Annotated in this window: 11 protein-coding genes and 1 pseudogene; 9 read left to right on the plus strand and 3 right to left on the minus strand. The window is 71.5% G+C overall.

Features of this window, described 5'->3' with window-relative positions:
* Positions 1-482: 482 nt before the first annotated feature.
* Complete coding sequence (gene aroC / locus AB0N63_RS34820; RefSeq protein WP_365535748.1) at positions 483-1,667, minus strand: chorismate synthase; 1,185 nt, start codon at positions 1,665-1,667, stop codon at positions 483-485.
* A 452-nt stretch (positions 1,668-2,119) separates the two neighbouring features.
* Here aroC and AB0N63_RS34825 point away from each other — a divergent pair, with 452 nt between their 5' ends.
* Together AB0N63_RS34825 and AB0N63_RS34830 are read left to right on the plus strand one after the other, a co-directional pair.
* Positions 2,120-3,166 (plus strand): NAD(P)-dependent alcohol dehydrogenase, encoded by a 1,047-nt coding sequence (locus AB0N63_RS34825; RefSeq protein ID WP_365535750.1) that lies wholly within the window; start codon positions 2,120-2,122, stop codon positions 3,164-3,166.
* A gap of 338 nt (positions 3,167-3,504) precedes the next feature.
* Complete coding sequence (locus AB0N63_RS34830) at positions 3,505-5,103, plus strand: FAD-dependent oxidoreductase (protein WP_365535753.1); 1,599 nt, start codon at positions 3,505-3,507, stop codon at positions 5,101-5,103.
* A 488-nt stretch (positions 5,104-5,591) separates the two neighbouring features.
* Here the strand turns inward: AB0N63_RS34830 and AB0N63_RS34835 are convergent, their stop codons facing one another.
* Complete coding sequence (locus AB0N63_RS34835) at positions 5,592-6,626, minus strand: hypothetical protein (RefSeq protein ID WP_365535756.1); 1,035 nt, start codon at positions 6,624-6,626, stop codon at positions 5,592-5,594.
* Positions 6,627-6,870: 244 nt separating this feature from the next.
* Between AB0N63_RS34835 and AB0N63_RS34840 the strand changes: the two genes are divergently transcribed.
* The 7 genes and pseudogenes from AB0N63_RS34840 to AB0N63_RS34870 form a co-directional block, all read left to right on the plus strand.
* A complete protein-coding gene (locus tag AB0N63_RS34840) occupies positions 6,871-10,995 on the plus strand; it encodes an acyltransferase domain-containing protein (RefSeq protein WP_365535757.1) in 4,125 nt (1,374 codons plus the stop codon).
* Positions 10,996-11,219: 224 nt separating this feature from the next.
* A complete protein-coding gene (locus tag AB0N63_RS34845) occupies positions 11,220-11,849 on the plus strand; it encodes a TetR/AcrR family transcriptional regulator (protein ID WP_365535759.1) in 630 nt (209 codons plus the stop codon).
* 185 nt (positions 11,850-12,034) lie between these two features.
* The gene (locus AB0N63_RS34850; protein ID WP_365535761.1) at positions 12,035-12,361 is read left to right on the plus strand and encodes a hypothetical protein; all 327 of its coding nucleotides are present in this window, start codon (positions 12,035-12,037) and stop codon (positions 12,359-12,361) included.
* 250 nt (positions 12,362-12,611) lie between these two features.
* Entirely contained in the window at positions 12,612-17,315 is a 4,704-nt protein-coding gene (locus AB0N63_RS34855) for a DUF6531 domain-containing protein (RefSeq protein WP_365535763.1), read from the plus strand.
* A gap of 16 nt (positions 17,316-17,331) precedes the next feature.
* Positions 17,332-17,868, plus strand: coding sequence for an SMI1/KNR4 family protein (locus AB0N63_RS34860; RefSeq protein ID WP_365535765.1), 537 nt, complete (start codon positions 17,332-17,334; stop codon positions 17,866-17,868).
* 226 nt (positions 17,869-18,094) lie between these two features.
* On the plus strand, positions 18,095-19,006 hold the full coding sequence (locus tag AB0N63_RS34865; protein ID WP_365535794.1) for an alpha/beta hydrolase: 912 nt from the start codon (positions 18,095-18,097) through the stop codon (positions 19,004-19,006).
* Between the two features lie 112 nt (positions 19,007-19,118).
* Positions 19,119-19,345, plus strand: a pseudogene (locus AB0N63_RS34870) (transposase); the annotation flags it as partial.
* Positions 19,346-19,481: 136 nt separating this feature from the next.
* Here the strand turns inward: AB0N63_RS34870 and AB0N63_RS34875 are convergent.
* A complete protein-coding gene (locus AB0N63_RS34875; RefSeq protein WP_365535767.1) occupies positions 19,482-21,269 on the minus strand; it encodes an RICIN domain-containing protein in 1,788 nt (595 codons plus the stop codon).
* Positions 21,270-21,339 lie beyond the last annotated feature (70 nt).

Genomic DNA, 21,339 nt, shown 5'->3' on the forward strand with positions numbered 1-21,339 from the left:
GCACGCGGTCGCACCGCCGCTCACGCGCCTCTCGGGCGGCCGGCGCCACGTCTCCGGCGCCGGCCGCCCGCGGCTCGCCGCACGGTCCGGCGGCCGGGTGGGTGCCGACGACGCCGTGCGGCGGGCCGGGGAGGCTCGTCTGCAGAACCGGGCGGCCCGGCGGCGTACCGGGGTCAGGCTCCCGTCACGGGACGCCCGGCGGCGTACCGGGGTCAGGCTCCCGTCACGGGACGCCCGGCGGCGTACCGGGGTCAGGCTCCCGCCACGAGACGCCCGGCGGTGACAGGGTCATGCTTCCCGGTGTCGGTGCCGCCCGTCGGCATCCCGTCAGCCCGCGCCGCTGCGTCGGGCCGGCAGCCGGCCGACGGTGGACGTGCCGGCGCCGACCGGTCCGACCGGCCGGACCGGTTGCACCGACCGGACCCGGTGCACCGGCCGGACCGGGCCCGACCCGCCGGACCGCCCCGATGGCAGGCACGTGGTCAACGGATCACGAGGTGGTCGAGGCAGGAGCGCACGTTGCGGCGGGTCTCGGCGACGCTGTCGCCCCCGAACTTCTCCGCCACCGCGTCCGCCAGCACCAGCGCCACCATGGCCTCCGCCACGATTCCCGCCGCGGGAACCGCGGACACGTCGGAGCGCTGGTGATGGGCCTGGGCGGCCTCACCCGTCGTCACGTCCACGGTCCGCAGCGCGCGCGGCACGGTCGCGATCGGCTTCATCGCCGCCCGCACCCGCAGCAGCTCGCCGGTGGACAGACCACCCTCCGTGCCACCCGCACGGCCCGAAACCCGCCTGATCCCCTCCGGCGTGTTCACGATCTCGTCGTGCGCCTGCGAACCCGGCACCCGCGCCATCTCGAACCCGTCACCGACCTCGACGCCCTTGATCGCCTGGATCCCCATGAGCGCACCCGCCAGCCGGGCGTCCAGCCGCCGGTCCCAGTGCACATGCGAACCCAGACCGACCGGCACCCCGTACGCCAGCACCTCGACCACACCACCGAGCGTGTCCCCGTCCCTGTGCGCCCGGTCGACCTCCGCGACCATCGCCTTCGACGTGTCCGCATCCAGGCAGCGCAGCGGATCCGCGTCCAGCTTCCCGATGTCGGCCGGCGTCGGGTACACGCCCTTCGGCGCCCTCACCGAGCACAGCTCGGTGACGTGGCTGACGATCTCGATCCCGGCCGTCTCCTTCAGGTACGACCGGGCCACCGCGCCCAGCGCCACCCGCGCCGCCGTCTCCCGGGCCGAGGCACGCTCCAGGACCGGCCGGGCCTCGTCGAAGCCGTACTTCTGCATTCCCGCCAGGTCGGCATGGCCCGGACGCGGCCGGGTCAACGGCGCGTTACGCGCCGACTCGGCCAGCTCCGCCGGGTCCACCGGGTCGGCCGCCATGACCTTCTCCCACTTCGGCCACTCGGTGTTCCCCACCATGACCGCGACCGGCGAACCGAGCGTCAGCCCGTGGCGGACACCGCCCAGGAAGGTCACCTCGTCCTGCTCGAACCCCATCCGCGCACCACGGCCGTGGCCGAGCCGCCGCCGCGCCAGGTGGTCCGCCACCATCTCCGTGGTGATCGGCACACCGGCGGGAAGGCCCTCCAGCGTCGCGACGAGTGCGGGACCGTGGGACTCACCCGCGGTCAGCCAACGCAACCTGCTCAACGGTGCTCCTTCGTCTTGTCGGCCGTAACGGCGCGGGACGCGCGGACACGTCGCCCCGCGACGGGACGCGAAGCCCCTCGGGCACGGCACTGCCGGGTGCGGACGACAGCACGGCCGCGGAGGTGAGGAGGAAGCCGGCCCGGCCGCGCTGCCGCCGGTCAGGCCGCCGCGGCCGCACAAAGGCCGTGTCACCGGCGCGCGTTCCCGCACGAGGGGCGGCTTCGCGACGCGCCGCCGTACATGTTAGTGCCACCCCGCCCGAAGCCCGGGTGTGCAGCAAACTGCACCACAGCTTGCTGCACCCGGCGGCGATGGCGGACGGTCCGGCCCGGAAGGCAAGCTGCTTGTCGTGCGTACTCGCGACGTCACCAGCTCGTCCGGGACGTCCCGGCACTGACCCCAGGGCTGCCCGTAGCCCCTTCCACTTCCACCCGAGGGAAACAGGGATCACCATGCCCACCGCCACCGCTCTGTGTCTGCCCGCCAAAGGAGCACCGTTCACGCTGACCGCTGTCGAACGGCGCCCGCTGCGCCCCGACGACGTCCGGATCGACATCGCGTTCTGCGGCGTCTGCCACACCGATGTGCACTTCGGCCACGACGACTGGGGACGCACGCTCTTCCCCCTCGTGCCCGGACACGAGATCACCGGAGTCGTGTCGGAGGTCGGTGCCGCGGTCACCGCCTTCGCGCCGGGGGACCGGGTGGGCGTGGGCTGCATGGTCGGCTCCTGCGGCACATGCGGCCCTTGCGCGTCCGGCGAGGAGCAGTACTGCGTCGAGGGGTTCGTCGCCACGTACTCGGCTCGCGACCACGACGGGTCGGTGACGCAGGGCGGCTACAGCAGCTCGATCGTGGTCGCGGAGCGTTTCGTCCTGGCCGTCCCCGACACGCTCCCACTGGACAGCGCGGCGCCGCTGCTGTGCGCGGGCGTCACCGTCTACTCACCCCTGCGCCGGCTGGGGACGGGCCCGGGCACGAGGGTCGGCGTCCTCGGCATGGGCGGCCTCGGGCACCTCGGCGTGAAGATCGCCGCGGTCATGGGCGCCGAGGTCACGCTGCTGGGCCGGTCACCCGAGAAGAAGGACGACGCCCTGGCGTTCGGCGCCGCGCGGTTCGTCGACACACGAGACAGCGGCCAAGTCGCGGCTCTCGGCGGTCGTTTCGACCTGCTCCTCAACACGGTGCCGGCTTCCCTCGACCTCGATGTCCTGCTCGGACTGCTGGGCCTCGGGGGTACGCTCGTCAACGTCGGAGCCCCGGCCGACCCGGTCGCCTCGTACAACACGTTCTCGCTCCTCAGCGCCCGCCGCGGCATCGTGGGCTCTTCCATAGGCGGCGTCCGCGAGACGCAGGAGATGCTCGACTTCTGCGCGCGGCACGGCATCGCCGCGGAGATCGAGCGGATCCCGGCGGCCCGGGTCGCCGACGCCTGGCAGAACCTGCCCCGCGCCCGTTACCGGTACGTCATCGACATCGCCACACTCGGCACACCCTGACCCACGGCACACGCGGCACACGAGGCGCCCGCAACACACGCGGCACGGGAATCGCCCGCGGCGTCGACGATGCGACAGCTGCTCACCCGAACGCCGGTCTCATGCAGGGCGGTTCGCCGGAAGACCCTTCCCGCCATGTTCCCGCCCGAGCGCATCCCCCCGCGTCGGCGCTGGAGCCCGGCCCGCCTCGCGAGGTGCGCTCCCGGACCCGGGCCCGCGCCGTTCGCCTCGTCGCCGGGCCGCACCCGTCCGGTCCGGCCGGGCCATGTCCGGCCCTCCTCAAGGACCGGTCCCCGTCCTCGCCCGCACGCACGCAGCAGTCAACGGAGGCATATCGCATGTCAGTCCAGCGAGTTCCCGTCCTTGTCGTCGGTGGTGCCTACACCGGGCTCACCACCGCCCTGAGTCTTGCCGCACGAGGTGTGCGCCCGCTCCTCGTGGAGCGGCGTCCGGGCGGCTCCACACTGCCGAAGGCGTGGGGCCTGAACACCCGCTCGCAGGAACTGCTGCACACCCTGCCCGGTGTGCGCCGGCGCCTCGAAGCAGCCGTGGGGGAGGCGCAATGGCCCCGCATCAGCCACGGGACGTGCCTGGCCGATCCCGAACGGCGCTTCCTGGACCCGGAGGACGGGCAGCCCGACCCGCGCCGGCTGTCGGCGGTGCCGCCGCTCGCCTGGATCTCACAGGCCCGGGTCGAGGAGATCCTGCGGTCCTGCGCCCGGCAGGCCGGCGCGGAACTGCGCCACGGTACCGAGATGGTCGCCCTCGCCCAGGACGACGAGAAGGTCACCGCGACGCTCCGTGACGTGTCCACGGGTCGCGTCTACACGGTCGAGGCGGACTACCTGGTGGCGGCCGACGGCAACACGAGTCAGGTGCGGGACATGCTCGGCATCGCCGTCGAAGGCGGCGGGACGATCGGACACATGTACATCGTCACCTTCGAGGCCGACCTGACGCGGTACGTGAAGAAGGGGGCGGTCGAGGTCATCGGGATGCCCGGCAGCGGCTCCAGCTTCATCCTGGACGGCTCCGAGCGGCACACCCTGTGGGTCGACTACTTCCCCGAACGGGGTGAGACCCCCGAGGACTTCACCGAGGAGCGTTGCCTGGAGCGGATCCGCAGGGCCATCGGCGACCCCGACATCGACGTCACCTTCGTCAACGCCCGCTTCTTCCCCATCAACCACAAACTGGCCGAACGGTTCCGAGAGGGCCGGGTGTTCCTGGCCGGCGACGCCGCGCACGCCTGCCCGCCCAACGGAGGACAGGGCGGCAACCTCGCCATCCAGGACGCCTACGACCTTTCCTGGCGACTGGCACTGGTGCTCACCGGGCAGGCCGGACCCGGTCTGCTGGACACGTACGAGACCGAGCGCCGCCCCGTCGTCACCATCACCTTGAAGCGCGAGGTCGAGCTGGCGAAGATCTCCGAGGGCCGCGTGCCCGCCAGTTACAACCCGGCCGATCCCAACGCTCCCATTCCCATGCCCAAGGAGTACCTGGGCTTCCGGTACCACTCCGCGGCCGTCCGCACGGAGGCCGGGGACGACGGCAGTCTGCAGGAGGACCCGTGGCATCCCACCGGGCGTCCCGGCGGCCGGGCCCCGCACGTCGTCCTGACCGACGGCACACGGGAGCTGTCCACACACGACCTGTTCGGACGCGGGTTCGTTCTGCTGGCGGGCCATGAGGCCGGTGACTGGGTCGTCGCCGCCGAGAAGGCCGCCGGCACGCTCGGGGTCGGCCTGGACGCCTACCGGATCGGCGAGCACCTCGCCGATCGCGACGGCACCTGGTGCGACCGCTACGGTGTCGGTCCGTCGGGTGCGGTGCTGGTCCGGCCCGACGCCGTGGTGGCCTGGCGCGGCACGGGGGCGACGGATGATCCGGAGGGCGAGCTGACGGAAGCCCTCCACGCGATACTCGCGCGCTGACCCGGTCCGCAGGCAGGAGGGGCGCCCCGGCGGCCGCCCGGGCGCCGGGGCCCGCGCGGACGGTGTGCCGCGGGACCGTCCTCCCGATGCGGAGCCCGAACGACGGGGAGTGTCCTCCGGGTGAACGCCGGCCGGTGCACGAGTCGGCGATCCGTCGGCGGCCGGTACACCGTGGGCGGGCGCCCGCCGGCGTGCAGGCGCCGTGGACGTGCGGACAGCCCGCCTCCCCCCGGCAGGCAGCCCGCCCCCCTCGGCAGGCCGGGCGCCCCCTCGCGCCGGCGCTCCGGGCAGCGGGTGCCGCCCGATCCGCACGGGGGCGTCATCTGCCGCAGCCGTGGGCGGGGCACCGCCTGCCGTCGGGCTGCGCGGGAGGTGGACGTACCTCGCGGCGAACGGCCTTCCGGCCTGGCGCGGACGCTGTGGTCCGGGCCAGGCCGGAAGGCCGTTGTCCGACCGCCGGCAGCGGCCGAGGGACGCGGCCCGCCCGCTCAGTTCACCCGGGCGGTGACGGGCTCCGCCTCGCCCGAGCCGGCCAGGAGCATCTGGTCGCGCACCATCCAGCCGGCCTGGAACCGGCTCTCGGCACCCAGTTCACCGAACAGCTCAGCGATGTACTTCCGGCACGTGCGCACCCCGATGCCCAGTCGTCTGGCCACCACCTCGTCCTTGTAGCCGGCGGCGAGCAGCCGGACGATCGCCGTCTTCGTCTCCTGGGTCAGGCACTCCGGAATCCGGTGGTTGCCGCCCGTCCGCTGGAAGACGGCACTGCTCGCCCAGGCGCTCACCACCATGTGCACGATGAACCCCACCAGGGCCTTGTGCTGGATCATGTGAGCCCGGTCCGTGTCCTCGGCGTCGAAGAGGAAGGCCACGGAACGGTCGAACACCAACAGCGGCGGCAGGGCCGCGGCGGTGGTGCGCACCTCGCCCCCTGACGCGAAGATCCGCTCGGTGCAGTCGCGCACTTCCGCGTCGTACCGGGACAGGTGGGGGAGGAGCACCCGCACACCGACCGTCGGTGCCGTCGCGTACCCGTCCCGGCACACCACGTCCCGGGCGAGAGCGGGGATTCCCCGGCTCAGTGGCTGCACGGCCAGGACCTCCTCGCAGCAGCGTCCCGCGGCGACCTCGAGGGCGTCGCGGATGTCGGGCGTGCCCTCGACGGTGACCACGGGGGCGGCGCCTTCCCCCTCTTCGGGAGTGGAGAGGCCGCTGAGCGTGTCGAGTTGGGCGCGCAGCCGCTCCAGTTGGGCCTGCCAGGCGTCGATGACGCCCGAAAGAGGCTTCGCGTAGTGGAGTGCGACCATGTCGGGGTGGACCGCGGTCCAGTCGCTGCGGTCCTCCTCCCGGGCCCGTGCCAGCTTCATCCGGCTCAGCCGGGACAGCACGCGCTCGGTCCGGCCCGTACCCCATCCCAGGCTGCTCGCCACTCTCTCTGGCCGGGCCCCGCCGTGGGTGATCAGGAACCGGTAGGCAGCCAGTTCCTCGTCATCCATCTGCGGAACGATCCGGTCGGCATCCATGTCTCCCCCTCACCTGCTGCGGCAACGGTGGAAAAGGATAAACACGAGAGCACTTATGAACGCAAGTACATCTTTTTACCTGCCCTCTTGACGGCCGAATGCATTAAATGCCCGTTTTGTCTCGGGTTTGAGAGGCGTTTACCGGGCGAGTTGCAGGGCATCGCAGGCCATTAATGGCCTGGAGTGTATTTTTTGGATCTCGCCCTGATGGATCGTCTGACGCGCCTGCAAAGCTTGGAGTCACATGCGTACTGAGCTGTCGACGCCGACGCCCCTCGCGATAGTCGGCATGGGATGCCGGTTACCGGGCATCGAGAACCCCGACGGTCTGTGGGAGGTCCTCACGGCCAACACCGACACCGTGACCCCGGTCCCGCGCGACCGCTTCGACGTCGAGCGCTGCCACGACGCCTCCCCGATGACCCCCGGCCGGACCGTCTCCCGGCACGGCGGCTTCCTCACCGACCCCTTCGGATTCGACGCGGCGTTCTTCGGTATCTCGCCCGCCGAGGCGCGCGTCATGGACCCGCAGCAGCGCCTCCTGCTGCACGTCGTGTGGGAAGCCCTGGAGTCGGCCGGGATACGCCCGTCCCGCCTCGCGGGCAGCCGGGGCGGCGTGTTCGTCGGGCAGGCGACCTCCGAGTACGCGGACACGGCCCCCCGCACCGGCGAGCCCGACGTGCACAGCATGGTCGGCAGCCGGCTGCGCGCCGTCACGGCCGGCCGGGTCTCCTACGCCCTCGACCTGCGGGGACCGAGCGTCGTACTCGACACGGCCTGCTCCTCCTCGCTGGTCGCCGTGCACGCCGCACGGCAGAGTCTGCTCACCGGCGACAGCGACCTGTGCATAGCCGCCGGCGTCAATCTCATCCTGTCCCCGCACGACGCCATCGCCTACTCCCAGGGAGGCATGCTCTCGCCCGCGGGCCGGTGCCGGTTCGGCGACGCCCGCGCCGACGGGTTCGTCCGCAGCGAAGGCGTGGGCGCGGTGGTGCTCAAGCGACTCGACGACGCCCTGCGGGACGGCGACCCGGTGCTCGCGCTCCTGCTCGGCAGCGCGGTCACCAACGACGGCACCGGAAGCGGACTGCTCCTGCGCCCGTCCGTGGAGGGCCAGGCCGACATGGTGCGCGAGGCCTGCGCCGGCGCGGGCGTCAAACCGTCGGAACTCGACTACGTCGAAGCCCACGGCACCGGAACCCGCGTCGGGGACGAAGTGGAGCTCAGGGCGCTCGCCGAGGCGGCGGGCCAGGGGGCGAGCGGGAGGCCGTTGCTGACCGGATCGGTCAAGAGCAACATCGGGCACGCCGAAGCCGCGGCCGGCATCGCCGGACTGATCAAGTCGGTGCTGATCCTCCGGCACGGGGTCATCCCGGCATCGCTGCACCTCGACGAACCCCACCCCCTGCTCGCCCAGCCCGACTTCCCGGTGCGTGTGGTGACCCGCAACCAGACACTGCGCCCTTCCGGTCCCCGCGCCCTGCTCGGTGTCAGCAGCTTCGGCCTGTCCGGGACCAACGCCCACGTGGTCGTCGGCGCCCACGTCACCGCACCCTGCGCCCGCCCGGCCTCCGGCGCCCACGGCCGCGCACCGGGCGCAGGCCCGGCCGTCGTCGCCGAACCGGCCGACACAACTGTCGCAGCCGACGCCACCGCCGCCGACGCCACCGACACGGACACGGACACCGGAACCCACCTCCTGGTCCTCAGCGCGCGAACCGCAGGATCCCTGCGCCGCCTCGCCGCGGACTACGCGGCCTACCTCGCCCCCGGCGGGGACGGGCGCAGGCACCGTCTGCGCGACATCTGCGCGGCGGCGGCCCTGGGCCGTGACACGCACCGCCACCGCCTGTGGGTGGTGGGGGACGACCACGACTGCCTGTCACGGCGGCTGCGCGCCCTCGCCGACGGCGAGACGATCCCCGACGGGGGGACGGCGGACGCGGGCCCGGCGGGCGACCGGCCCACCGTCTTCGTCTTCTCCGGGCAGGGCGCGCAGTGGGCGGGCATGGGCCGGGCGCTGTACCGCTCCACGCCGTCCTTCCGGTCGGCGCTCGACGCGTGTGACCGGGCCGTGCGCGAGGAACTCGGCTGGTCGGTCGTGGACCGGCTGACATCCGGCGCCGAGCTGCCCACGGACGTCGACGTCGTCCAGCCCGTCCTGTGGTCCGTGCAGGTGGCCCTCGCCGCCACCTGGCGTGACCGCGGCGTGCGGCCGGACCGGTGCATGGGGCACAGCATGGGAGAGGTCGCGGCCGCGCACGTCTCGGGCGCCCTGACGCTGGAGGACGCGGCGGCGGTGATCTGCCGGCGCAGCCGGCTGATGCAGCGCACGGCGGGACAGGGCGCCATGCTCGTCGTCGAGCTTCCGGCGGACCGGGCCCGCCGACGCGCCGAGCCCTACGGAGACACGGTGTGCGTGGCCGCCGAGAACGCACCCACCGTCACCGTGCTCGCGGGAGAGCCCGTCGCACTCACCGCGCTGGGCACCGAACTGGAGCGGGACGGCGTACTGTGCCGCCGCGTGACGGTCAACGTGGCCTCCCACTCGCCGCAGATGGACGCGGTGTGTGAGGACCTGTCACGGGAACTGGCCGGACTCTCGCCCCTGCCCGCGAGGACCCGCATGGTCTCCACGGTGGACGGCCACGAGGGCGAGAGCCCGGGACTGACCGCCGACTACTGGGCCGACAACCTGCGCCGCCCCGTGCGGTTCGCCGACACCCTGCGCAAGACGGCCCACGAGACGAACGCCGTCTTCCTGGAGGTCGGCCCCCACCCGGTTCTCCTCGCCGCCATGGACGACACCCTCACCGCGGCCGACGTCGACGCCTCCGTGGTGGCCTCGACGCACCGCGGGTGCGACGAGCCCACCGAACTCGCCCGGGCGGCCGGACGGCTCTTCGCCCACGGCGGATGCCTGGACTGGCGGCGGTGGTACGGCGACGGCCCCCGGCACGTGCCCTCCCTGCCCACCTACGCGTGGGACGCCGTGCAGTACCGCCACGAACCGGCCGGTCCCGCGACGCCTCCCCTTCCCGACGCCCTCCACGTACGGCGAATCGACCTGGCGGCATGGGGCGCGACCGCTGACTGGGGCGACGGCGTGGCCGTCCACGGCGTCTCGGCCGTGCCGCCCGTCGCCTACCTGGCGGCGATGCTGGAAACGGCGCAACAGGCCGATTCCGGCGCGCCGTTGGAACTCAGGGAGGTACACCTCGGTGGTGAGTTCCTGCCCGTCGACGCCGCCGGTGACACGGTGCTGCACGTCTCCGTGGGGGCGGACCCGCACAACGGGCACGCGGCCGGCTCCGTGACCGTACGGGCCTCGGTAGGGGCCGCGGACCCTGTGCTGTGCGCCTCGGGGCGGGTGGTCAGGGCGGACGCCGACGACGCCGACGCCCTGGCCCCTGACGCCCTCGACGCCGCGCTCGCACGGTGCCGGGACCACATGGGAGCGCGGGACTTCCTCCTGCTGGCACAACGTCACGGACACGACGTCGCCGAACCGTTCCGCGGGGCACAGCACGTGTGGCGGCGCGACGGGGAAGCCGTGGCCCTCGTGCGGCCGGCGAAGTCCCTCCCGCGCGTCGGCTGGGAGGCGGGGCTGCAGACGATCCTGGCGGCGCGACCCGGAGCCCTGTCCGGCCTGGACGACGCCGCCCACGTCCCCGTGTCCTTCGACGCGGTCCGCCTCCACGGGGAACCGGAACCCGAGTTCTGGAGCCTGAGCACCGTGCGGGCCGAGGACGGTGGCGCCTTTCTCACGGCCGACGTCGTCCTCATCGCCCCCGACCACCGCGTGCTGGCACGGTTCTCGGGCATCCGTCTGCGGCGTCTCACGCCGGCGCCGCCCCCCGCGCCGTCCCTGGCACAGGTGCGCACGCTCCTGCTCCCCGCGGCCCTCCCGCTGGCCCACGCGCGCTCCTTCGTGTCGGCCCTCACCCGGCGGGGCGCGGCGCCGCTCACCCGTCTGGCCGGGAAGGTGACGGCGGCGTTCGACGGTGCTGCGAGCACGCCGCATGCCCGCACGCCGCAGCACGCCGCCGGACAGAGGCCGGCGGGCGTGCTCGCCGCCTCGGGTCAGGGCCGTCCCGTCCCGTCCGCGCCCTCCCCCGGCCGTCCACGTCGGGAGGGGGCCGCCGAGGCGCTCGTCGCGCACTCCGCGGCCCTGCTGGGCATGCGGGCATCGGACATCGACGAGCGGCTGTCCCTGCGGGACCTCGGACTCGACTCGCTCATGGCCAGCCGGCTGCGGCTGCACCTGCGGCGCAGCCACGGCGCGGAGATCACCGCCGGACGTCTCCTGGGCGCCGAGAGCATCGCGGACCTGTGCGAGGACCTGACCCGGCAGGGGAAGCAACCGTAGCCCGCACGGCGCGGAAGCGCGCGCCTTCCGTCCCGGCTCGCGAACGAACGACGCTCCATCGTTGATCTGCGACGAGGGAGCGGCAAAAATGAACTGTGGTATAAAAAAAGTTCGCCATGCACACTGCTGCCCGGAGGGGGCCGACCGGACGTCGCTTCCTCCTCCGGGTATGCCGTTCGGGCTCGGTGAGTCCGAGGGGACCAGGCACGAACAGGAGGGACGGAATGGACGCGCGCGCGACAACGACGCCGCCGCCGGTCGGCCGCCGGGAACGTAACAAGCAACGGGTCAGAGAACGTCTCTACCTGTCCGCGATCGAGCTCTTCGTGGAGAAGGGGTACGACAGCACCTCCATCGACGAGATCGCGGAACGGGCCGACGTCGCGCGTGGCACCTTCTTCAACTACTTCCAGCGCAAGGAAGACATCATCACCGCATGGGGGGAGAGGAGGCGCGCCGCGCTGGTGACCGGACTCGACGAGGACTCCGTGCCGACGTCCGGCTCGGAGGCGCGGCTCCAGCAGTGCATGGCGGTGCTGGCCCGTATCAACCTGGAGGAACCGCAGCTCACCACCGCCATGCTCACCGCCTGGGTGAAGGCGGGCCGGCCGATACTGGAGGAGCCCTACGTCGCGGACGTGTTCGCCAGGATCGTCGACAGCGGTGTGCGCCGGGGTGAGCTGAACCCCGGGGTGTCGCCCAGCGTCGTCGGGAACGTCCTGCGCGATGTCTATCTCGGCGCTCTCTACCGCTGGGCCAACCGCTCCCCGGGGGCGACCGAGTCACTGGCCGGGGAACTCCAGCAGATCCTGCGACTCCTCCTCGACGGGATGACCGGCACGACCAAGGCCTGACGCCCCTCGTCTCCGGCGCCGCGGTGGGAGCGGGCAGCACCTCGGTGAAGACGCCACCGGACAGCCGCCCGGCCGGCCGCGGTGCGTTCGGCCGTAGCGAAGTGACCGGTCGTCGCCTTCCGGATGCTCATTGACGTCGTACGACGTCGCGCTTGGTGAAGCGGCGTTGAGCCGGCCCGGCGCGCATGGGCGAGGGCGCCGTCGCGGCGGATTCCGCGTTCGCGGCTGGAGACGGCGGCCGGCCGGACTCCGAAGCGGCGGGCGGCAGCGGTGAGGGCGATGTTCTCGGTATGGCGCAGGGCCGCAGGCCGGCGACGCCGAGGACGGCGGCCGCGGTGGTCGGACAGCGGAACGTCTCCCGGGCGATGGCCCGCTTCGACAGCCGGATGATCTCCTTCTCGGTCCGGCCGGCGGCGGTCCGCCGGGCAACGCTTTCGCGGGGGATCGCCGGACACGCGGACGAGGGCGATGCGGTGGAGGGCGGCGTTGGCCGGCCGGTCGCCGCCGCGTGAGAGGCGGGTCCGGGCGCCGCCCGGCCCACCGTGACCAGGTCTTCCCACGTGGGCACAGTCATCGGCCGCCGCGGCCGCCGGTGGCGTCTTCCCCCTGTGTGCTGCGGCACCCGCTGCCCACGCTGCACACCTCGCACGGCCCGTGTGACGCTCGTCGACCGGCGTCACTGCCACCTACTAGGGTGCTCACCTGCACCGCGTGCAGTGGACGTGCACGTGCGACGCTGAGCGACGGGGGAGGAAAACGGGGATGGGCTACACGATACCGGGTTGGCTGGACGAGGTACTGGACTTCATCGGGATCAATTTCCCGAACGTCGACGAGGACGACTACCGCGACATGGCCGATGCCATGCGGGAGTTCGCGGACAAGTTCGAGGGTCGTGGCGCGGACGCCCACAAGGCCTTCTCCCGGATCCTGTCCTCCTCCGAAGGCTGGGCCGTCGACGCGATGGAGAAGCACTGGAGCCAGGTGAAGGCCGGCCACCTGGAGAAGCTGCCGGAACTCGCGAGGCTGTTCGCGGACGCCTGCGACGCGCTCGCGGAAATCATCTTCTGGATGAAGACGAAGGCAGAGGCCGAACTGGCGGTGATGGCCGGTTCGGTGGGGCTGTCCATCGGGCTCGCCTGGGTCACCGGCGGTCTGTCCGCCGTGCTCGGCGCGGCCGAGATCGCGGCCATGCGGCAGGCGGTCAAGCGCATCGTCGACGAGGCGGTGGACCGCATCGTCGACGAGGTGATCGCCAAGCTGACGGAGCCGGTCAACGCCAAGCTGGAGTCGATGGTCGAGGACATGGTGCTCGACCTGGTCGACGGCGCCTTTTCCATGCCGCCCGCGGACGGCGGCGCGGGGCACGGCGGCAAGGGCGGCGGGCATGGCGGAATGCAGCTCGCCTCGGCAGGTGGCCCGGCAGGTTCCGGAGGGACCACCAGGATCGACCACATCGAGTTCGAGGACGGAGCCGGCAAGGTCTCCGGCCACGGACGTGAGCTGCACCTGGCCGCCTCCGATCCGCTGAGGCGGGCCAGGGGAGCGTTCGGCCGCAGCAAGGGACGTGATCCGTTCACGCAGACCTTCGACAGCGTCCTGCACGGCGCGCTCAAGGGCTCCGAAAAGGCCCTCGAGAAGATCGCCAAGCACGTCACGGAGACCCTGCCCGAGCGGGTCAAGCGCGCTTCCCGGCTCCACAAGGCGAAGGACCACGGCGTACGGGACCGGGTCAATGCCATCAACGGCGGCAAACACGGGGACGGCAAGGGCGGGGGAGACCGCCCGGGCCCGGAAGACGGCCGCGGCGACCGCCTGCGGGACAGGATGAAACTCGCATCTGCCCAACTGGCCCAAAGGGCCCGCGTGATGAAGAACAAGTTCACGTGCGGCGACCCGATCGACATGGCCACAGGGCAGATGATCCTCACCCAGACCGACGTCGCACTGCCCGGGGTGCTGCCGCTGGTTCTGCGTCGCACCCACTTGTCCGGCTATGCGGAAGGCCGCTCCTTCGGCCCGTCGTGGGCCGCCACACTCGACGAACGTCTCGAGCAGGACGAGTCGTTGGGCGGACTCTGGTGGCACCGGGAGGACGGCTCCGCTCTGGCCTACCCGCGCCTGCCCGACCTGCCCGGTGACCGGGTGGACCCCGCCGAGGGGCCGAGGCTGCCGCTCACCTATGTGACGCGCGCGAGCAGCTACGTCCTGACCGTGCAGGACCCGCACAGCGGACTGACCCGGCACTTCGAGCCCGCATCCACCCAGGACGGCGTGTGGTGGCTCGTCTGCCTCGAAGACCGCAACGGCAACGCCGTCACCGTGGAACGCGACGAGCACGACGTCCCGTTCACCGTCACCCACAACGGCGGCTACCGCGTCCACGTCATCTCGGACGCCGAACAGGGACGGGTCACCGCGCTGTCGGTGCTCACCGACGAGGGGCCGACACGCCTGCGGACGTTCCGCTACGACGGCGCCGGAGATCTCACCGAGATACGCAACGCCGTCGACGCTCCCCTCCATCTGGGCTACGACGCAGCCCACCGCATCACCCGCTGGCGCGACAGCAACGGCACCACGTACTCCTACACCTACGACGCCCGGCACCGCGTCGTCACCACCCAGGGCACCGACGGGATACTCGACGCCCGCCTCACCTACACGGGCCCGGACACCGACGGCACCACCACCGCCACCTACACGGACTCCCTCGGCAACTCATCGGTCTACCGAGCCAACCGACTCGGTCAGATCACCTCGATCACCGACGAGCTGGGCAACACCACGACCCAGCGCTGGGACCGTCATGACCGCCTGCTCGCCCGGACCGACCCGCTCGGCCGCAGCACCCACTGGGAGTACGACGAGGCGGACGACCTGATCCGGGTCACCACCCCCGACGGGGCCACCACCCGCATCGGCTACAACGACCTCCACCTGCCCGTAGAGGTCACCGGCCCCGACGGCAACCGCGTCCAACAGGAGTTCGACGCACGCGGTAACCGCACCGCCCTCATACCCGCGGACGGCGGCACACTGCGCTTCACCCACCACCCCAACGGAGCGGTGGCCAGTGCCACCGACCCATTCGGCTCACACGTCAGCATCCTGACCGACCCCGCCGGCCTGCCCACCCGCGTCACCGACGCACACGGCGCCATCAGCCAGGCCCGCTACGACGCCCTCGGCCGCGCCGTCGAAATCGTCGACCCGCTCCGCAACGTCACGACCTCCTCCTGGGACGCAGAAGGACGACTGCTGCGCCGCACGGCAGCCGACGGGACCACCGAGTCCTGGACCTGGGACGGCGAGAGCAACTGCACCAGCCATACCGACCCCCTCGGCGGCGTCACCCGCCACACCTACGGGCCCTTCGACCTGCCGGCCTCCCGCGTCTCGCCCGACGGAGCCGCGCACACCTTCCGCCACGACACCGAACAACGCCTCACCCACGTCACCAACACAGCGGGTCTCACCTGGACCTACACCTACGACGAGGCCGGACGTCTCATCGCGGAGACCGACTTCGACGGCCGCACGTCCCACTACGCCTACGACGCCGCCGGACAACCCGTCTCCCGCACGAACGCCGCAGGTGAAACCGTCACCTACGCCTTCGACGCCGCCGGACGGCTGAGCCTCAAGCGCACCGACGACGAGCGCACCGAATACCACTACGACGCAGCGTCCCGGATGACCCGCGCCGTCAACCGGAACCACGCACTGGCCTTCACCTACGACGGCACAGGACGACTCAGCTCGCAGACCGTCGACGGCGCCACCCTCAGGTTCAGCCACGACCGGGCCGGGCGACGCCGCAGCCGCACCACCCCGGCAGGCACGACCACCACCTGGGCCCACGGCCAGAACGACAACACAGCGCGGATGACCGTCGCCGGACGCACCATCGACTTCACCTACGACGACGCAGGACGGGAGGTGACCCGCCACATAGCCGGATTCGCGACGCTGACCAGCACCTACAGTCCCTCAGGCCGACTCGTCGGCCAAGCCGTCACGGCGGGCGCCGACCAGCGTCTCATCCAGCGCAGGACGTACACACACCGCGCCGACGGCCATCTCACCGCCGTTGACGACCTCCAAGCCGGCCCCCGCCGCTTCGATCTCGACGCCGCAGGACGGGTCACCGCCGTGCACGCCGCCGACTGGAGCGAGTCGTACGCCTACGACACCATGGGGAACCAGACGACAGCGTCCTGGCCCGCTCGCCACGCCGGACAGGACGCCACCGGCCCCCGCGACTACACGGGCACCCGGATCAACCGCGCCGGTCACATCCGCTACGAACACGACGCGCTCGGCCGCATCGTGCTGCGCCAGAAGACCCGTCTGTCACGCAAGCCGGACACCTGGCGCTACGAGTGGAACACCGACGACCAACTGACCGCCGTCACCACCCCGGACGGCACCCGCTGGCGCTACACCTACGACGCCCTCGGCCGACGCACGACGAAACTGCGCATGGCCGCCGACGGCGTCACCGTCCTCGAGCGCACCACCTTCACCTGGGACGGCGCCACGCTGTGCGAGCAGACCGTCCACAGCCGTGACTCCGCGGAACTGCTGACACTCACCTGGGACCACGAAGGCCGCACACCGGTCGCACAGACCGAATCCAAGGCACTCGCCGCCGCACCCCAGGACGTCGTCGATCAACGCTTCTTCGCCATCGTCACCGACCAGATCGGCACGCCCACCGAGCTGGTGGACGAGGCGGGCACGGTGGCCTGGCGCACCCGCGCCACTGTCTGGGGCACCACCACCTGGAACAAGGACGCCTCGGCCTACACCCCCTTGCGGTTCCCAGGGCAGTACTACGACCCCGAAACAGGCCTGCACTACAACTACTTCCGCCACTACGACCCCGAGTCAGCCCGCTACCTCACCCCGGACCCGCTCGGTCTGCAGCCGGCCTCCAACCCCGTCGCCTACGTCGACAACCCGCACTCGTTCAGCGACCCGCTGGGCCTCACTCCCTGCGACGAGAACGACGTCAGCTGGGGCGACCGAGTGCAGTACGGCCCACTCGGCCCGCACGACCGGGCCACCTCCATGCACGCCACCATCACCCGCGACATGCTCGGGGGCAAGACCAACCCCCAGGTCGACCCGGCCGGCTGGCAGTCAGGTCAGGGATACAACCGCGCCCATCTGCTGGCAGCCATGATCGGAGGCTCCAACAAGGACCGCCGCAACTTCGTGACCATGCACAGCTACGCCAACTCACCTGTCATGCGGCAGGTCGAACTCCAGGTGCGCAACGCCGTACGGAACGGCGAGATCATCCAGTACAGCGTCAGAGCCATCTACGCTGACGACCATGCGAAGATTCCACTCGGCGTGACCATCGAGGCTCACGGCAACAACGGATTCCAGATGCACCCGCACGGCAGTGACGGTGGGGGAACCAACATCTTCACCATCTGGAACCGCAAGCGGTGATGAAAGGACCCCTCCCATGACTCCTGACCTGACCCGGCTCACGGAACTGCTCACCCCCCCGCAGAACACGTCCTCTGCTCCGGACTGGACCGCCGCTGAGGCCGCTCTGCGCACAGCCCTGCCCGCGGACTACAAGGAGCTCATCGAGACCTACGGTGCCGGCTTCATCGACGGCTACCTCCTGCTGCTGGAGCCGGACTGCCCCAACGACGTCTACGACCTCCTCAAGATCACCGCGGAACGGGAGGAAGCCAACGCCTCGTTGTGGCAGTACGAGGACAAGCCGGAAGAGATGGAAACCGCGGGCAACCGCCTGGTCTGCTGGGCGACCACGGACAACGGTGAGTACCTCTACTGGCTGGTGAGGGCTGACGACGACCCGGACTCCCGCACCATCATGATCAACAGTGCGTCGGGGGAGGACTGGGAACGCTACGACATGACGGTGACCCGCTTCCTCGCCGCCGTCCTCACCGGGGACATCCGCTCGGAGATCCTGTGGGACCGGTTCCCGCTGCCTCACCACCAGTTCCGCCCGGCCCGCGACATCTGAAGGCTGCTGAGGGCTGTCCTGGGAGCCGCCGTCCGGTCGCTCACGGCACTCGGGTCGGACCCTGCGAGCCGCACGGCAGGGTGTCTCTGGGACCACCCCGGTGGGGGCGCTGGACCGCTGGTGGGGCGGACGGGCCCTTCATAGCGTTGCCTTCATGACGGATGACACGAACGAAGAACGAGAAGGCGCCACCCGGCGGACGGCGCTGCGCGGGCTGGGACTCGCGATGGGAGGCATGGCGCTGGCCACCGGGCTCGGAGCCTCGCCGGCCGCGGCGGACCCGCGTCGCGGTCTCGTCACTTACGTGCTGGTGCACGGTACCCACAGCGCCGGCGCGTTCTGGACGCCGATCGCGCGGGAACTGGTGCTGCGCGGCCACCGCGCCGTCATGGTGGACCAGCCGCGGCACGGCGCGGAGGCTTTCGTGGCGGAGTCGTACCAGCGGCAGGATCTCACAGCGATGGCGGTCGAGCCCTCTCCGCTCAAGGGCCTCGAGCTGGCCGACTACGAGGCGCGCGTCACGGGCATCGTGCGGCAGGCCGCACGGAACGGCCCGGTGGTACTGGTCGGGCACAGCCTGGGAGGAGTGTCGGTCAGCCGTGTCGGCGACGCCGTCCCGCACCTGCTTCACCACATCTGCTACATGGCGGCCTTCTGTCCCAGCCGCGCCCTGCCCACGGCGGACGCCTGCACGGCGGCACCCGAGAACGCGAACGCCGTCAGCCCGGTGGAACTGACGGTGGGTGACCCGGACCGGCTCGGGGTGTTACGGCTGAACTTCCGTACGGGTGTCAGCGGTGAGTTGGCCCTCCTGAAGGAGATGATCTGCGCGGACTATCCCGACGCCGACTTCCGCCGGATCCTGGCCGGCATGCAGACGGACGAGCCCGTCGCCGCCTATGCGGGCCGAGCGGTCGGCCGGCCCGGCACCTGGGGACGCGTTCCCCGCACGTACCTGCGTTTCGGCAGGGACCGTACGATCGCCACCGCGCTCCAGGACAGAATGATCGCGGAAGCCGACGCGTCCACACCCGGCAACTGCTTCCGCGTGCACGATTTCCCCGGGGCGTCACACGTGGGCCCTCTGGATCCCACTCCGGTTGCGGACGTCCTGAACACGCTCGCAGGGCGGGGCTAGGTGCTGCCCGGCGGATCATGTGACCTTCTGATTGATCGTTCGCTGGTCCGGTCATGCCTCGGGGGACCCGACGGATCGCGAGTGGCCGCTTCCCGGAGCCGCACCTGCTGCCGTCGGGTGGCCGGGAGGCCGGTGGAGTGACCACCGCACGGTGATGAACGGCATCCTGTTCCGGGGCCGGACCGGAGTTCGGCGGCGTGGCCGGCCGGAACGCCGCGGATCCCGGAAACGGTGTACGAACGGCATCGCCGAGGATCGGCGGACGGATCCTGGGAGCGGATGCGGCAGACGGTCCAGGCGGACGCCGATCTCGTCGGTCGCGTCCACGGGTCGATGGTCGTGCAGGTGCCGCCCGAGCGGCGTCCGTGACGGCGCCCCCGTACGGCGGCTTCGCCTTCCGGCCCCGGAGGGCGCCTCCAGGTGTGAGCCTGGAGGCCCCCTCACGGGTACTGCCGGTACTGCGGGGTCCGGTGTGTCAGACGCGCTCCAGCCGCCAGATCTGCGGCTCGAGACCGTTGCACGGGTACTGCTGTACGTTGCCGCCGGGGTCGCGGGAGCCGCCGGCCACGTCCAGGCACTGGCCGCTGGACCTGACGACGAGCCGGTAATACCCACGCCCGACGTTCGACAGGCGCCAGTCCTGCGCCGCCGCGCTGTTGCAGTACCACTGCCGGACGTTCGCGCCCGGTGCGGCGGAGCCGTTCTCGACGTCCATGCAGTAACCGCTGTTGGCGCCGGTCAGCGTGAACTCGCCGTCGCCGCGGGCGCCGAACTTCCACTTCTGCGGGCCGAGGCCGTTGCAGGTCCACTGCTGGATGTTGCCGCCGGGTGCGCGGGAGTCCGCTGAGACGTCGAGGCAGTGACCGCTGTTGGCGTTCACGAGCCGGTAGGTCCCGTCGGCGGCGACACCGGAGGCGTCGGCGCTGCCGAGCAGGCCGCCGGTGGCGTAGTAGGGCCGGCACACCGAACCGTCCCAGTCGGTGGCGATCTCCAGCACCTGCTTGCCGTCGGCCGAAGGCAGCAGCGGCGAGCTGTAGTTGGGGCAGTAGTTCACCTCCGGCGACGGGACGTTCACCGGGGAGTCCAGCTCGTACCAGTATCCGGTGCCGTTCTCCGTGTTGGCGAGAATGGTGTGTCCGCTGTCCGCCGCGACGGTGCCGTCCTTGTTGAGCAGGCGCTGTCCGATCAGCAGGATCCTGCCGTTGGGGCCGCCGTCGGGCGCCGGAGCCCAGGCGATGGTGGGCGCGGCGCGGAAGTACTTCCCGTCGACCGTCTCGGGCCGGACTCCGAGATACGTCGGGTCACCCCAGTTCCAGCCGTCCGCGGAGGTCCGGTAGTGCACCACACACTGGTACTGGCCGCCGGGAGTGCAGATCTCGTAGCTCATGAAGTAGGTGCCGTTGGGCAGTTGGCGTACCACGGGCATGCCCGGCCGGTCGGTGGACAGGCTGCTCGCCACGGTGTCGTGCCTGCCCTGCCAGGTGACGCCGTCGTAACTGCGCACGGCGACGAGTTTCTGGCTGTGCGCGGGGTCCGTCTCGTCGGAGTAGTGACACACCAGCGCGCCGTCGGAGGCTACGGAGAACTCGGGTTCCCACAGACCTCCGGTGCTGGTCGCGGTGGCACAGGCGGAGAGGTAGGACCAGGTGCGGCCCACGTCGTTGCTTCGCCAGATGCGCAGCGACATACGCCGGTTCTGCTCGTCCTGGCCGGCGGAGGAGGCCCACAGCAGCGTGCCGGCCGGAAGGTTTCCCACCTGCCGGGGAAGCTCGAAGAGCGTCGTACAGCACAGCCCCCGCCCGCCCGAGGACTCCGGGTCGGCGATCTTGCCCACCTGGTGGAACGTGGCCCCGGAGTCGGTGCTCTCGTGGATGGCCCCGATTCCGTTGTCGCCGTCGAAGGTGACGACGCTGGCGATGATCCGGCCGTTGGCGCCGCCGTTGTGGGCGAGCCGGACGGCCCGCGGATACAGACCGGTGCCGGTGCCCAACGTCGTGCCGGTCGCCAGGACGGAGGCGGCCCCCTCCTGCACGCTCGCGATCCGTGCCGTGCTCGCGGCTGTGGCGGCGCCCGCGCCGGTCGTGGGAGTGGCGGCCGCGGCGGCGGACTGGCCGAAGGACAGAGCGAGGACGAAGGCCGGTGCGAGGACGGCTGCCAGTGCGGTGTGCCGGGAGAGCCCCGCACGGGAACCGGCCCGGCGCGTTCGAGTGGCGGACGGGGAGCGCCGGCGGCGGGGGACGAGGAACGAGAGGAACGGCAACACGTCATCCCTTCCTGTGGACAAGTGGGGTGTCGCGTCAATCTAGAACCGCTTGTACATCGTTGTAAATGGG

This window comes from Streptomyces sp. NPDC093260, assembly GCF_040683715.1.
Classification (GTDB): Bacteria; Actinomycetota; Actinomycetes; order Streptomycetales; family Streptomycetaceae; genus Streptomyces; species Streptomyces sennicomposti.